The sequence below is a fragment of the Escherichia sp. E2748 genome (assembly GCF_005781125.1).
GTDB lineage: Bacteria > Pseudomonadota > Gammaproteobacteria > Enterobacterales > Enterobacteriaceae > Escherichia.
In genome coordinates this window covers 155,024-170,199 of the sequence record NZ_VATP01000021.1, presented here as the reverse complement: position 1 = coordinate 170,199, position 15,176 = coordinate 155,024, and the positions used below count along the sequence as shown (strand labels likewise).

At 50.7% G+C, this 15,176-nt stretch carries 14 protein-coding genes; 12 read left to right on the top strand and 2 right to left on the bottom strand.

The genetic code is table 11. From position 1 onward, the window contains the following. The first annotated feature begins 44 nt into the window (after nucleotides 1-44). From miaB to hscC, 11 genes are all read left to right on the top strand, one after another. Nucleotides 45-1,469: a tRNA (N6-isopentenyl adenosine(37)-C2)-methylthiotransferase MiaB gene (gene miaB, locus FEK42_RS17285; RefSeq protein WP_000162740.1), complete on the top strand. Its 1,425-nt coding sequence runs from the start codon at nucleotides 45-47 to the stop codon at nucleotides 1,467-1,469. 327 nt (nucleotides 1,470-1,796) lie between these two features. Beyond that, the gene (locus tag FEK42_RS17280) at nucleotides 1,797-2,837 is read left to right on the top strand and encodes a PhoH family protein (RefSeq protein ID WP_001018040.1); all 1,041 of its coding nucleotides are present in this window, start codon (nucleotides 1,797-1,799) and stop codon (nucleotides 2,835-2,837) included. Next, on the top strand, nucleotides 2,834-3,301 hold the full coding sequence (ybeY, locus tag FEK42_RS17275) for an rRNA maturation RNase YbeY (RefSeq protein WP_130206518.1): 468 nt from the start codon (nucleotides 2,834-2,836) through the stop codon (nucleotides 3,299-3,301). The genes FEK42_RS17280 and ybeY overlap by 4 nt, the downstream gene beginning before the upstream one ends. An 89-nt stretch (nucleotides 3,302-3,390) precedes the next feature. Then, nucleotides 3,391-4,269 carry a CNNM family magnesium/cobalt transport protein CorC gene (gene corC, locus FEK42_RS17270; RefSeq protein WP_001278605.1) on the top strand — a complete coding sequence of 293 codons (879 nt, stop codon included), beginning with the start codon at nucleotides 3,391-3,393 and terminating at the stop codon, nucleotides 4,267-4,269. 24 nt (nucleotides 4,270-4,293) lie between these two features. Beyond that, complete coding sequence (gene lnt / locus FEK42_RS17265; protein ID WP_135492616.1) at nucleotides 4,294-5,832, top strand: apolipoprotein N-acyltransferase; 1,539 nt, start codon at nucleotides 4,294-4,296, stop codon at nucleotides 5,830-5,832. Between the two features lie 395 nt (nucleotides 5,833-6,227). Next, nucleotides 6,228-7,136, top strand: coding sequence for a glutamate/aspartate ABC transporter substrate-binding protein GltI (gltI, locus tag FEK42_RS17260; RefSeq protein WP_001309342.1), 909 nt, complete (start codon nucleotides 6,228-6,230; stop codon nucleotides 7,134-7,136). Between the two features lie 169 nt (nucleotides 7,137-7,305). Then, on the top strand, nucleotides 7,306-8,046 hold the full coding sequence (gltJ, locus tag FEK42_RS17255) for a glutamate/aspartate ABC transporter permease GltJ (protein WP_000020950.1): 741 nt from the start codon (nucleotides 7,306-7,308) through the stop codon (nucleotides 8,044-8,046). Continuing rightward, nucleotides 8,046-8,720, top strand: a complete 675-nt coding sequence (gltK, locus tag FEK42_RS17250) for a glutamate/aspartate ABC transporter permease GltK (protein WP_000272824.1) — start codon at nucleotides 8,046-8,048, stop codon at nucleotides 8,718-8,720. Before gltJ ends, gltK begins: the two co-directional genes overlap by 1 nt. Continuing rightward, complete coding sequence (gltL, locus tag FEK42_RS17245; RefSeq protein WP_000631384.1) at nucleotides 8,720-9,445, top strand: glutamate/aspartate ABC transporter ATP-binding protein GltL; 726 nt, start codon at nucleotides 8,720-8,722, stop codon at nucleotides 9,443-9,445. Before gltK ends, gltL begins: the two co-directional genes overlap by 1 nt. Nucleotides 9,446-9,562: 117 nt before the next feature. After that, entirely contained in the window at nucleotides 9,563-10,498 is a 936-nt protein-coding gene (gene rihA / locus FEK42_RS17240; RefSeq protein WP_135492615.1) for a pyrimidine-specific ribonucleoside hydrolase RihA, read from the top strand. A gap of 83 nt (nucleotides 10,499-10,581) precedes the next feature. Next, the gene (gene hscC / locus FEK42_RS17235) at nucleotides 10,582-12,252 is read left to right on the top strand and encodes a molecular chaperone HscC (protein WP_130260231.1); all 1,671 of its coding nucleotides are present in this window, start codon (nucleotides 10,582-10,584) and stop codon (nucleotides 12,250-12,252) included. 110 nt (nucleotides 12,253-12,362) lie between these two features. On the opposite strand, the gene FEK42_RS17230 is transcribed toward hscC, so the two are convergent. Both FEK42_RS17230 and FEK42_RS17225 read right to left on the bottom strand, forming a co-directional pair. Then, on the bottom strand, nucleotides 12,363-13,814 hold the full coding sequence (locus tag FEK42_RS17230; protein ID WP_135492614.1) for a J domain-containing protein: 1,452 nt from the start codon (nucleotides 13,812-13,814) through the stop codon (nucleotides 12,363-12,365). Next, nucleotides 13,811-14,518 (bottom strand): DUF1266 domain-containing protein, encoded by a 708-nt coding sequence (locus FEK42_RS17225; protein ID WP_135492613.1) that lies wholly within the window; start codon nucleotides 14,516-14,518, stop codon nucleotides 13,811-13,813. The genes FEK42_RS17230 and FEK42_RS17225 overlap by 4 nt, the downstream gene beginning before the upstream one ends. Before the next feature lie 101 nt (nucleotides 14,519-14,619). On the opposite strand from FEK42_RS17225, the gene FEK42_RS17220 reads away from it, so the two are divergent. After that, nucleotides 14,620-15,174, top strand: a complete 555-nt coding sequence (locus FEK42_RS17220; RefSeq protein WP_135492612.1) for a tetratricopeptide repeat protein — start codon at nucleotides 14,620-14,622, stop codon at nucleotides 15,172-15,174. Nucleotides 15,175-15,176: the final 2 nt, after the last annotated feature.

The window sequence follows — 15,176 nt, the reverse complement described above, 5'->3', positions numbered from 1 at the left end:
TATGCGCCCTGCATTCCTGGCTACTATTTCGCAAGAGCAAGTCGATGACCAAAAAACTCCATATTAAAACCTGGGGCTGTCAGATGAACGAGTACGATTCATCGAAGATGGCCGATCTGCTGGATGCCACCCACGGCTATCAACTGACCGACGTGGCGGAAGAAGCGGATGTGCTGCTGCTGAACACCTGCTCAATCCGCGAGAAGGCTCAGGAAAAAGTCTTCCATCAGTTGGGTCGCTGGAAACTGTTAAAAGAGAAGAATCCGGACCTGATTATCGGCGTCGGCGGCTGCGTGGCATCGCAAGAAGGCGAGCACATTCGCCAGCGCGCCCACTATGTCGATATTATTTTTGGGCCGCAAACGCTGCACCGTCTGCCAGAGATGATCAACTCCGTGCGCGGCGACCGCAGCCCCGTTGTAGATATCAGCTTCCCGGAAATCGAGAAGTTCGACCGTCTGCCGGAACCGCGCGCCGAAGGGCCGACTGCGTTTGTCTCCATCATGGAAGGCTGCAATAAATATTGCACCTACTGCGTGGTGCCTTACACCCGTGGTGAAGAGGTAAGCCGTCCGTCCGACGATATTCTATTTGAGATTGCCCAGCTTGCTGCTCAGGGCGTGCGTGAAGTCAACCTGCTCGGTCAGAACGTGAACGCCTGGCGCGGTGAGAACTACGACGGTACCACCGGATCGTTTGCCGATCTGCTGCGTCTGGTTGCTGCGATCGACGGGATCGATCGTATTCGCTTTACCACCAGCCATCCGATCGAATTCACCGACGATATCATCGAAGTGTACCGCGACACGCCGGAGCTGGTGAGCTTCCTGCACCTGCCGGTACAGAGCGGTTCCGATCGTATTCTGAACCTGATGGGACGTACCCATACGGCGCTGGAGTACAAAGCGATCATCCGTAAATTGCGTGCGGCGCGTCCGGATATTCAGATCAGTTCTGACTTCATCGTTGGCTTCCCTGGCGAAACCACCGAAGACTTCGAGAAAACGATGAAGCTGATTGCCGACGTCAATTTCGACATGAGCTACAGCTTTATCTTCTCCGCACGTCCGGGTACGCCAGCCGCCGATATGGTTGATGATGTTCCAGAAGAAGAGAAGAAGCAGCGTCTGTATATTCTGCAAGAGCGTATCAATCAGCAAGCGATGGCATGGAGCCGCCGGATGCTCGGCACCACCCAGCGTATTCTGGTAGAAGGTACATCGCGTAAGAGCATCATGGAACTTTCCGGGCGTACCGAAAATAACCGCGTGGTCAACTTCGAGGGCACACCGGATATGATCGGTAAATTCGTCGATGTAGAAATTACCGACGTCTACCCGAACTCTCTGCGCGGTAAAGTGGTGCGTACTGAAGATGAAATGGGTCTGCGCGTGGCAGAAACACCGGAATCGGTGATTGCCCGTACCCGCAAAGAAAACGACCTGGGCGTGGGTTATTATCAGCCGTAATTCTCAGGCCCGCCGGTCTGGTAAGTTTTGAGACTGACGACAAACGCAAATTGCCTGATGCGCTACGCTTATCATGCCTACATGATTCCAGCAATATATTGAATTTGCATGAATTTGTAGGCCGGATAAGGCGTTTACGCCGCATCCGGCATGAACAACATGCACTTCGTCAATAATCACTGGCCCGCCGTTCCGGTGGGCCTTGTTTTTTCTCTCTTTATCCCCATCTTTATCGCAATGCTTGCGCCTTTTTCCTGTGGCGTGAATAATTTCGTTATAGGCCGGTGAATGTTCAGCTTCCGGCGGCATACAGATAAGAGGAACAGTTTGAACATAGACACTCGCGAAATCACCCTGGAGCCAGCAGACAACGCGCGTCTGTTGAGCCTGTGCGGCCCGTTTGATGACAACATCAAACAACTCGAACGCCGTCTCGGCATCGAAATCAATCGCCGTGATAACCACTTTAAACTGACCGGCCGCCCGATTTGCGTCACCGCCGCGGCAGACATTCTGCGCAGCCTGTATGTCGATACCGCCCCAATGCGCGGTCAGATTCAGGATATCGAACCAGAACAGATCCACCTTGCGATTAAAGAAGCGCGCGTGCTGGAGCAAAGCGCGGAGAGCGTGCCGGAGTACGGCAAAGCGGTCAATATCAAAACCAAACGCGGCGTAATTAAGCCACGCACGCCAAACCAGGCGCAGTACATCGCCAATATTCTCGACCATGACATCACCTTCGGCGTTGGCCCGGCAGGTACGGGTAAAACCTACCTGGCAGTAGCTGCGGCAGTTGATGCCCTGGAGCGTCAGGAAATCCGCCGTATTCTGCTGACTCGTCCGGCGGTAGAAGCCGGTGAGAAACTGGGCTTCCTGCCGGGTGATTTAAGCCAGAAAGTAGACCCGTATCTGCGCCCGCTGTACGACGCGCTGTTTGAAATGCTGGGTTTTGAGAAAGTCGAGAAACTGATTGAGCGCAACGTTATTGAAGTCGCGCCGCTGGCCTATATGCGTGGTCGTACGCTGAACGACGCATTTATCATTCTCGATGAGAGCCAGAACACTACCATCGAACAGATGAAGATGTTCCTGACCCGTATCGGTTTTAACTCAAAAGCGGTTATCACCGGTGACGTCACGCAAATCGACCTACCGCGTAATACTAAATCAGGCTTACGTCATGCCATCGAAGTGCTGGCTGATGTCGAAGAGATCAGCTTTAACTTCTTCCACAGCGAAGACGTGGTTCGTCACCCGGTGGTGGCGCGTATCGTTAACGCCTATGAAGCCTGGGAAGAAGCCGAACAAAAACGTAAAGCGGCGCTGGCGGCAGAACGCAAGCGCGAAGAACAGGAACAAAAATGAGTCAGGTGATCCTCGATTTACAACTGGCATGTGAAGATAATTCCGGGTTACCGGAAGAGAGCCAGTTTCAGACATGGCTGAATGCGGTGATCCCGCAGTTTCAGGAAGAGTCGGAAGTGACTATTCGCGTGGTCGACACCGCCGAAAGCCACAGTCTGAATATGACCTATCGCGGTAAGGATAAGCCAACCAACGTGCTCTCCTTCCCGTTTGAAGTGCCGCCTGGCATGGAAATGTCGCTACTGGGCGATCTGGTTATCTGCCGTCAGGTGGTTGAGAAGGAAGCACAGGAGCAAGGCAAACCACTGGAGGCGCACTGGGCACATATGGTGGTGCACGGCAGTCTGCATTTGTTAGGTTACGATCACATCGAAGATGACGAAGCAGAAGAAATGGAAGCCCTCGAAACAGAGATTATGCTTGCTCTGGGCTATGAGGATCCGTACATTGCCGAGAAAGAATAATTTGCCAGGCATTTGACTGGCAGATGTCCCCGCCGTTGGTGATTAACGACGGCGTTTTGATTAACTAACATGAGAACCCATACGACGCCATGAGCGACGACAATTCACACAGTAGTGACACGATAAGCAACAAGAAGGGATTTTTCTCCCTGTTACTCAGCCAACTTTTCCACGGTGAACCGAAAAACCGTGACGAACTGCTGGCGCTGATCCGTGATTCCGGGCAGAACGACCTTATCGACGAAGATACGCGCGATATGCTCGAAGGGGTAATGGACATCGCAGACCAACGCGTTCGCGACATCATGATCCCCCGCTCCCAGATGATTACCCTGAAACGCAACCAGACGCTGGACGAATGCCTTGATGTCATCATCGAGTCCGCCCACTCACGTTTCCCGGTGATTAGCGAAGACAAAGATCACATTGAAGGGATTCTGATGGCGAAAGACTTGCTGCCGTTTATGCGCAGCGATGCTGAAGCCTTCAGCATGGACAAAGTGTTACGTCAGGCGGTTGTCGTTCCTGAAAGTAAGCGCGTAGACCGGATGCTGAAAGAGTTTCGCTCTCAGCGTTACCACATGGCGATCGTCATTGACGAATTCGGTGGGGTTTCCGGTCTGGTGACCATTGAAGACATCCTGGAACTGATTGTTGGTGAGATTGAAGACGAGTATGACGAAGAAGATGATATCGACTTCCGTCAGCTGAGTCGTCATACCTGGACCGTGCGCGCGCTGGCTTCCATTGAAGACTTCAACGAAGCGTTCGGCACTCACTTTAGCGATGAAGAAGTCGACACTATCGGTGGTCTGGTGATGCAGGCATTTGGGCATCTTCCGGCGCGTGGCGAAACCATCGACATCGACGGTTACCAGTTCAAAGTGGCGATGGCTGACAGTCGGCGTATTATTCAGGTTCATGTCAAAATCCCGGATGACTCACCCCAGCCGAAGCTGGATGAATAAAACCGAAACTGGATAGATAACTACATGGCTTTTGCCTCATTAATTGAACGCCAGCGCATTCGCCTGCTGCTGGCGTTATTATTCGGTGCCTGCGGAACGCTGGCCTTCTCTCCTTACGACGTCTGGCCTGCGGCGATTATTTCGCTGATGGGGCTTCAGGCGTTGACCTTTAACCGCCGTCCACTCCAGTCTGCCGCTATTGGCTTTTGCTGGGGATTTGGCCTCTTTGGCAGCGGTATTAACTGGGTCTATGTCAGCATCGCGACCTTTGGCGGAATGCCTGGCCCGGTTAACATCTTCCTGGTGGTACTGCTGGCGGCGTATCTGTCGCTGTATACCGGACTGTTTGCTGGCGTGTTGTCGCGTCTGTGGCCGAAAACCACCTGGCTACGCGTGGCGATTGCCGCCCCTGCTCTCTGGCAGGTGACCGAGTTTCTGCGCGGTTGGGTACTGACAGGCTTCCCGTGGTTGCAGTTCGGCTATAGCCAGATTGACGGCCCGTTAAAAGGGCTGGCACCGATAATGGGCGTGGAAGCCATTAACTTTCTGCTGATGATGGTTAGCGGCCTGCTGGCACTGGCGTTGGTCAAACGCAACTGGCGTCCGCTGGTGGTGGCTGTCGTACTGTTTGCCCTTCCCTTCCCGCTGCATTACATCCAGTGGTATACCCCGCAACCGGAGAAAACCATTCAGGTTTCGATGGTTCAGGGCGATATTCCGCAATCGCTGAAGTGGGACGAAGGCCAGCTTCTTAATACGCTGAAGGTTTACTACAACGCAACGGCACCACTGATGGGTAAATCGTCGCTGATCATCTGGCCGGAGTCGGCAATTACCGATCTGGAAATGAATCAGCAACCATTCCTCAAAGAGCTGGATGGCGTTCTGCGTGAGAAAGGGAGTTCGTTGATAACCGGGATTGTCGATGCGCGCCTCAATAAGCAGAACCGCTACGATACCTACAACGCCATCATTACGCTGGGTAAAGGTGCACCGTACAGCTACGAATCAGCCGATCGCTATAACAAAAACCATCTGGTGCCGTTTGGCGAGTTTGTCCCGCTGGAGTCGATTCTGCGTCCATTAGCGCCGTTCTTTGATCTGCCGATGTCGTCATTCAGCCGTGGGCCATATATCCAGCCACCGCTGTCGGTGAACGGCATTCAGCTCACTGCGGCCATTTGCTACGAGATCATTCTCGGCGAGCAGGTGCGCGATAATTTCCGCCCGGATACCGACTATCTGCTGACTATCTCCAACGATGCGTGGTTTGGTAAGTCTATTGGTCCATGGCAGCACTTCCAGATGGCGCGAATGCGTGCGCTGGAGCTGGCGCGCCCACTGCTGCGCAGCACCAACAACGGCATTACGGCGGTGATTGGTCCTCAAGGTGAGATTCAGGCGATGATCCCGCAATTCACCCGCGAGGTGTTAACCACTAACGTGACGCCGACTACCGGACTCACGCCATACGCACGAACCGGCAACTGGCCGCTGTGGGTGCTGACGGCGCTGTTTGGTTTTGCCGCTGTGTTGATGAGTCTGCGTCAGCGACGTAAATAATCCCTTCTTATCGTGCCGGAATACATCCCGTATTTCGGCACGCTCGCCGGATGCGGCATGCACACCTTTTCCGCCTTCACCATTCTTCTGTCCATTTCTGGCACATCTATTGCTTTGTTATACAAGGCAAACCTTGAACCTGCATTAGCGCAACCCGGTTGCACCACCACAAATCAGCGGTAGCACCAAAAAGGTGCATTTTAAGAATTTTGCTTCGGAATGGTGCGGTGCATCTCGCAAAAACAAACAATAAAACAGCAATATCTTTACATTTAGCCAAACTAAATGTTACCTAACAAGCACAACACTGCACAATAAAGTTGCAGATGATAACAACACAAACACTCACAACGGGTATCCATGCGTTTTTAACGCAGAAGATAAAGGAGTTGGATATGCAATTACGTAAACCTGCCACAGCAATCCTGGCCCTGGCGCTTTCCGCAGGACTGGCACAGGCAGATGACGCCGCCCCGGCAGCGGGCAGTACACTAGACAAAATCGCCAAAAATGGTGTGATTGTCGTCGGTCACCGTGAATCTTCAGTACCTTTTTCTTATTACGACAATCAGCAAAAAGTGGTGGGTTACTCGCAGGATTACTCCAACGCCATTGTTGAAGCAGTGAAAAAGAAACTCAACAAACCGGACTTGCAGGTAAAACTGATTCCGATTACCTCACAAAACCGTATTCCACTGCTGCAAAACGGCACTTTTGATTTTGAATGTGGTTCTACCACTAACAACGTCGAGCGCCAAAAACAGGCGGCTTTCTCCGACACTATTTTCGTGGTCGGTACGCGCCTGCTGACCAAAAAAGGCGGCGATATTAAAGATTTTGCCGACCTGAAAGACAAAGCCGTCGTAGTCACTTCCGGCACCACCTCTGAAGTTCTGCTCAACAAACTGAATGAAGAGCAAAAAATGAACATGCGCATTATCAGCGCCAAAGACCACGGTGACTCTTTCCGCACCCTGGAAAGCGGTCGTGCCGTTGCCTTTATGATGGATGATGCCCTGCTGGCCGGTGAACGTGCAAAGGCGAAGAAACCAGACAACTGGGAAATCGTCGGCAAGCCGCAGTCTCAGGAAGCTTACGGTTGCATGTTGCGTAAAGACGATCCGCAGTTCAAAAAGCTGATGGATGACACCATCGCTCAGGTCCAGACCTCCGGTGAAGCGGAAAAATGGTTTGATAAATGGTTCAAAAATCCAATTCCGCCGAAAAACCTGAACATGAATTTCGAACTGTCGGACGAAATGAAAGCACTGTTCAAAGAACCGAATGACAAAGCACTGAACTAATTACAAGAACCAGGGGCGGAAATTCCAGCCCTCTCGATTGTTACGTAGCACGGACAGACTATACGCCTGATGGTCGTTCCCCATCGGGCCTGAAAACCGCAATACGCTGGGTAACAATCTTCGAGGGTAGCAGTTAACGCTGCTACCCTCTTTTTTCTGGAGTAGATTTATGTCTATAGACTGGAACTGGGGTATTTTTTTACAACAAGCCCCGTTCGGCAACACCACCTATCTTGGTTGGATCTGGAGTGGTTTTCAGGTGACGATCGCTTTGTCGATCTGCGCCTGGATTATCGCTTTCCTCGTCGGCTCGTTATTCGGCATTTTGCGCACCGTTCCTAACCGTTTTCTCTCCGGTCTGGGTACGTTGTATGTCGAACTGTTCCGCAACGTGCCATTGATTGTGCAGTTCTTTACCTGGTATCTGGTGATCCCAGAGCTGCTGCCGGAAAAAATCGGCATGTGGTTTAAGGCGGAACTGGACCCAAATATTCAGTTTTTCCTCTCCTCCATGCTCTGCCTGGGGCTGTTTACCGCGGCTCGCGTTTGCGAACAAGTACGCGCCGCGATCCAGTCACTGCCGCGCGGGCAAAAGAATGCCGCGCTGGCAATGGGACTAACGCTGCCGCAGGCTTACCGCTACGTACTGCTGCCTAACGCTTATCGCGTTATCGTCCCGCCAATGACCTCCGAGATGATGAACCTGGTGAAAAACTCCGCCATCGCCTCGACTATCGGTCTGGTGGATATGGCGGCGCAGGCGGGTAAATTGCTCGATTACTCGGCCCACGCCTGGGAGTCGTTTACCGCCATTACGCTGGCGTATGTGTTGATTAACGCGGTTATCATGCTGGTAATGACGCTGGTTGAACGTAAAGTTCGCCTGCCTGGCAACATGGGGGGCAAATAATGTACGAGTTTGACTGGAGTTCCATTGTCCCTTCCCTGCCATATCTGCTGGACGGGCTGGTGATCACCCTGAAAATCACCGTCACGGCAGTCGTGATTGGTATTTTGTGGGGCACCATGCTGGCGGTGATGCGCTTGTCCAGTTTTGCGCCCGTGGCGTGGTTTGCCAAAGCCTACGTTAACGTTTTCCGCTCAATTCCTTTAGTCATGGTTCTGCTGTGGTTTTACCTGATTGTGCCGGGTTTTCTGCAAAACGTGCTGGGATTATCGCCAAAAAATGATATCCGTTTAATTTCGGCGATGGTGGCGTTTTCGATGTTTGAAGCGGCCTACTATTCAGAGATTATCCGCGCCGGTATTCAAAGTATTTCTCGTGGTCAGTCGAGCGCCGCGCTGGCGTTGGGAATGACTCACTGGCAGTCGATGAAACTGATTATTCTGCCGCAGGCGTTCCGCGCGATGGTGCCGCTGCTGCTCACTCAGGGTATCGTACTGTTCCAGGATACCTCACTGGTGTATGTGTTATCTCTGGCCGATTTCTTCCGTACCGCCTCAACCATTGGTGAGCGTGATGGTACGCAGGTTGAGATGATCCTGTTTGCCGGATTTGTTTATTTCGTTATTAGCCTTAGCGCGTCGTTGTTGGTCAGCTACTTGAAAAGAAGGACAGCATAATGATTACCCTGAAAAATGTTTCAAAATGGTATGGTCACTTTCAGGTGCTGACCGACTGCTCAACCGAAGTGAAAAAAGGCGAAGTGGTGGTGGTTTGCGGCCCGTCTGGTTCTGGCAAATCAACGCTGATTAAAACCGTCAACGGCCTCGAACCGGTGCAGCAAGGTGAAATCACCGTCGATGGTATCGTGGTTAACGACAAGAAAACCGATCTGGCAAAGCTGCGTTCCCGCGTCGGGATGGTGTTCCAGCATTTCGAGCTGTTCCCTCATCTGTCGATTATCGAAAACCTGACCCTGGCGCAGGTGAAAGTGCTTAAACGCGATAAAGCGCCCGCTCGTGAAAAAGCATTGAAATTGCTGGAGCGCGTGGGACTTTCCGCACATGCCAATAAATTTCCGGCGCAGCTTTCCGGCGGTCAGCAGCAGCGTGTGGCGATCGCTCGCGCGTTGTGTATGGATCCTATTGCGATGCTGTTCGACGAACCGACATCGGCGCTGGATCCGGAGATGATCAACGAAGTGCTGGACGTGATGGTGGAACTGGCGAACGAAGGAATGACCATGATGGTGGTGACCCACGAAATGGGCTTTGCCCGTAAAGTGGCGAATCGGGTGATCTTTATGGACGAGGGTAAAATTGTCGAAGACTCGCCGAAAGACGCTTTCTTCGATGATCCGAAATCGGACCGCGCAAAAGACTTCCTCGCGAAAATCCTGCATTAATCACTCTGGCGCGCATACCCAATTGCGCGCCATCTCACGCTTTATCGTTTCGCCCCTCGTATCTGTTACATCCTGGCGTTACCCTTGTCGCAAAGAAGCACACAACAAGGAGCAACAATGGCACTGCCAATTCTGTTAGATTGCGACCCAGGTCATGACGACGCTATCGCAATAGTTCTCGCCCTCGCCTCACCAGAGCTTGATGTCAAAGCCATCACATCTTCCGCCGGAAACCAGACACCCGATAAAACATTACGCAATGTTCTGCGTATGCTGACCTTGCTTAATCGCACCGATATTCCGGTAGCAGGCGGTGCGGTGAAACCGTTAATGCGTGAGTTGATTATCGCGGACAACGTACACGGCGAAAGCGGTCTGGATGGTCCGGCATTACCGGAACCGACGTTTGCACCGCAAAACTGTACGGCGGTAGAGCTGATGGCGAAAACGCTGCGTGAAAGTGCGGAACCTGTCACCATTGTTTCTACCGGACCGCAAACTAACGTCGCCTTGCTGCTCAATAGCCATCCGGAACTGCACAGCAAAATCGCCCGTATCGTGATTATGGGCGGTGCAATGGGGCTTGGTAACTGGACGCCAGCCGCCGAGTTTAATATTTACGTTGACCCGGAAGCAGCGGAGATTGTCTTCCAGTCAGGGATTCCGGTGGTGATGGCCGGTCTGGATGTCACTCACAAAGCACAAATCCACGTTGAAGACACCGAGCGTTTCCGCGCGATTGGTAACCCGATTTCAACCATTGTTGCCGAACTGCTGGATTTCTTCCTCGAATATCATAAAGCCGAAAAATGGGGCTTTGTCGGCGCGCCGCTGCACGATCCGTGCACCATTGCCTGGCTATTGAAACCCGAGTTGTTTACCACCGTAGAGCGCTGGGTCGGCGTTGAAACACAGGGGAAATATACCCAGGGGATGACAGTTGTTGATTATTACTATCTGACCGGTAACAAACCGAATGCCACTGTAATGGTCGATGTTGATCGTCAGGGCTTTGTTGATTTACTGGCTGAACGTCTGAAATTTTACGCTTAATACTCCTTATTGATTAAGATCACCACGTTTTACCAGGGTGGTCTTAATCTGGTTATCTCTTTTTCTTTCAAGATATAAATGCAATGGATAATGCAGAACTCGCCATTGGTATCGATCTCGGTACTACCAATAGTTTAATTGCTGTCTGGAAAGACGGTGCCGCACAATTAATTCCAAATAAATTCGGTGAATATTTAACACCATCCATAATTAGCATGGATGAAAATAACCATATTCTGGTCGGTAAACCGGCAGTGTCCAGGCGCACATCGCATCCTGATAAAACCGCAGCGTTATTTAAACGCGCGATGGGCAGTAATACCAACTGGCGTTTAGGCGGTGACACATTTAATGCACCGGAATTGTCCTCTTTGGTATTGCGTTCATTAAAAGAAGATGCCGAAGAATTCCTGCAACAACCGATTAAAGATGTGGTGATCTCTGTTCCTGCTTATTTCAGTGATGAACAACGCAAGCATACCCGTTTAGCAGCAGAGTTAGCCGGGCTAAATGCAGTGCGCCTGATTAATGAGCCAACGGCAGCCGCGATGGCGTATGGCCTGCATACGCAGCAAAATACCCGCTCGCTGGTTTTTGATCTCGGTGGCGGCACGTTTGACGTCACGGTGCTTGAATACGCTACGCCGGTGATTGAAGTGCACGCCTCCGCGGGTGATAACTTTCTTGGTGGCGAAGATTTTACTCATATGCTGGTCGATGAAGTTTTAAGACGCGCGGAAGTTGCCAAAACCACGCTTAACGAGAGCGAACTGGCAGCCTTATACGCCTGCGTGGAAGCGGCAAAATGTAGCAATCAATCGCCAATGCACATTCGCTGGCAGTACCAGGATGAAACGCGGGAGTGCGAATTTTACGAGAACGAACTGGAAGATTTGTGGTTACCGCTACTCAACCGCTTGCGTGTGCCGATTGAACAGGCGTTGCGCGATGCACGTCTGAAACCGAGTCAAATCGACAGCCTGGTACTGGTCGGCGGTGCGTCGCAAATGCCACTGGTGCAGCGAATCGCCGTGCGTCTGTTTGGCAAACTACCGTATCAAAGTTACGACCCGAGCACCATTGTCGCGCTGGGCGCAGCGATCCAGGCCGCCTGCCGCTTACGCAGCGAAGATATTGAAGAAGTGATCCTCACCGATATTTGCCCCTACTCGTTGGGCGTTGAAGTTAACCGCCAGGGCGTTTCCGGCATTTTCTCGCCAATTATTGAACGAAACACCACTGTGCCTGTATCGCGTGTAGAAACTTACTCAACCATGCACCCGGAACAGGATTCAATTACGGTTAACGTCTATCAGGGAGAAAACCACAAAGTTAAAAATAACATTCTGGTGGAATCATTCGATGTGCCGTTGAAGAAAACCGGGGCTTATCAGTCGATTGATATTCGCTTTAGTTATGATATCAACGGGTTGCTTGAAGTTGACGTGCTTCTGGAAGACGGCAGCGTTAAGTCCAGAGTCATTAATCACAGTCCGGTAACATTGAGCGCTCAGCAGATTGAAGAGAGTCGGGCGCGGTTATCCGCATTGAAAATTTATCCGCGCGATATGCTCATCAACCGTACCTTTAAAGCCAAACTGGAAGAGTTGTGGGCGCGTGCGCTGGGTGATGAGCGAGAAGAGATTGGCCGGGTGATCACCGATTTTGATGAGGCGTTGCAGTCAAACGATATGGCCCGCGTCGATGAAGTTCGTCGACGGGCGAGCGATTATTTGGCCATTGAGATCCCATAAACACGGCTGCCGGATGCGGCGTAAACGCTGCATCTGGCCTACTCGTAGATCGGATAAGATGCATTAGCATCGCATCCGACATTGAAAGATAAGATGCGTCAGCATCACATCTAACTGAGCAACATCGCGATTTTGCCGAGAGCATAACCTATCACCAGCACCGTTAAGCTGATTTTAATAATGCTGGTAATGCTCTGTGGTTTTTCATCCTCATCATTTTTTTCTTCATGGTTTTCAGGTGTTGGCTCATCGACATCTTCATCCTCCGGCTCGAGTTTCACTTTTGTCAACAGCATCCGGGTGATAATGGCCTCTAATGGATGAGCGTCTCCGCCTTCCAGCCTTGTATTAAGACGGGCCAGCATCTCTTGTTTCGGAAACGCTTCCAGTACTACCTGTTCCGCTACCCGATACAGATCCAGTAACGGTGAATCTTGCCCTGTCTCGCTACCGACTCTCGATTTCCACCACGCCCATGCTTTACGTTTGAAGAATAACGACTCGATAAACGATTGACCTAACGGCGATAATTTTCCGCTATGTAAAATTTCCGCCCATAACAGCCGCGTCCAGGCGCTCTCGCCAGGAACATATTTCAGCGACTTACCTTGTGCATCAATCATGCTTCGCGCTTCGATAACCATCACTAATAACGCGAAATAATCCGGGCAATGACGCTTGCTCCACTGCAACAACAAATAATCCGCTTGTGTAGATGGGTAACTCTCCAAGTATGCGCAGAGATCGGCAAGCAGACTTTCCCCCTCACCGCAGTACAACCGTTGTGCACACGAGTAATATCGGGCATCTTCGCTTTCTGGTTCTTCCGTTTGCCACTGTTGGGCAACAGGAATGAGTTCCGCCATACCTGTTTGTACCGAGCTATACCAGCGCAACAATTTGCGATGCAACTTCTCATCATCAGGAATTAACCACGGACCTGCCATCGCCAAAAATGCAGTGACATAGTCAGGATGGTAACGACCGCAACGTTCCAGCGCGAAGTAATAATCAACAGTCTGGTTCTGTAACGCGACGGGATATTCCAGAAGGCTAAGGAAATCGAAACAATCCCCAGCCTGAATGGCCTCAAGAAAAGTCTCCCGCTCTTCTTCATCCATTCCTTCGCTGTCACTAAACGAATGCCAGTTCAAACGCTCTGCCAACAAAGATGCACAATTCAATGAAAGATATCGCGCCTTCATAGCGATTGCACACAGCGGCCAGCGTAATTGTTCGACATCCTCCATGTTCCAGGTATTTAATTGCTGGATAAATTTCTGCCAGGCGGAGGGCTGAAAACGATCACTTTCCGAAGCCAGTAAGGTTCTGAACGCTTTCAGTGCTTCATGCTCTTCTGCAAGATCTTTCTCGTCATCAGCATTTTTTTCGTCTGGATTGACCGCAAGTCGCAGCGCCTCTTCATAGGCCTGGCGTAATGCTTTAAATCCCTGCGGATCGGTTTCTGGGTGGTACAACGGTAAACGAGCAAGATAAGCCTGACGGATAATATCAACTTGTGTTGTGCTTTCGATTTCGAGGATTTGCCAACATGTTTTCATAGGTCGCTCACATCCTTAAGCGTTGCCGGGCATTCAGGCTGGGCAGTTAATGGCTGCCAGGGAAGCGTGGCATAGAAACGATCGCTTCCCGCTGCCAGCTCTTCGAACATCCGACTCCCGGCGCTATCGTATTTGTACAAGGTCAGCGCCTCGCGTAGCGAAGCGTTGTCTTCGCACTGAGCGGATTGCCAGTAGAGACGTCCTAACGAATAGGCGGAAAAATAGTGCATCCAACTGTGATAGTAATGGTGTGCTCGTTCATAGACACGCGATTGCAGCCATAAACTCTCGTCTTCCGTCAGCCACTTGTTGAGCACACCGACCCGTGACAGAAACCCCATTCGAACATAATCCCAGGCTTTGATTCCCCCTTCCCCGCAGCACATAGCGGTTTGTGCAACAAATTGGGTATAAATCAGCCCTCTGTCAGAGCCACCAGCTATTAATGCTTTCCACTCTTCAGGTGAAGAGCGATGCCATGCCAGATATAACCCGGCTAAATCATTTGCGTGACCATCATCGGTCATTTGGTAAATAGTCTGAATTAAATCATCACGATTATTTATTCCCCAGGATGATGACAGATCAAATTCTTTTACTCCGGTATACATTTTTGGCGAGTCATGTGCAGGCTTGCATCCCTTATTAAGAATCTCCATTGGCGTAGAAAGCGCAAATAGAAGGCGTTGTTCTTCCTTATCCATATATTAACAATCCTTTAAGTACATTAACTGACTACTTTTTTATTAATGATGAGTATAAACTTGACGCTTTCAAAATAAAAAGAAAATCGAAGTATTGATAAATGAACAAAAAAATATATTTTATATTCGCAATATTTATAGTTGCGGCTATCACTTGTATTAGCCAACCTAAGAAAACGACCTTGCGCGATAAAGCTATGGCGAATTATGTCTTTGACTATTTAAGATCACCAGGCAGTCTTCCGTTTACCACGGCAGCAACGGAGCTTTCCGCGATTCATGGTCACTCAACGTCGCAATATCGCCTTGGCGAATTTTATCTTCATGGTAGCGACGGTAAACCACTGGATTATACACAGGCGAGATACTGGTATGAGCAATCAGCAGAACAGGAAAATCCGCGCGCACAAAGCAAACTGGGGTGGATCTACCTGAAAGGTCTGGGAGTCAAACCAGATACCCGTAAAGCAATTCTCTGGTATAAGGAAGCAGCTGAACAAGGGTATGCTCATGCTCAATATACTTTGGGTTTGATCTACAGAAATGGCTCAGGTGTTAATGTTAACCATTATGAATCTCAAAAATGGTTAAAACTGGCCGCCAAACAACATTACAAAAATGCGGAAAGATTGCTTGCCGGGCTTCCCGCACGTTAACG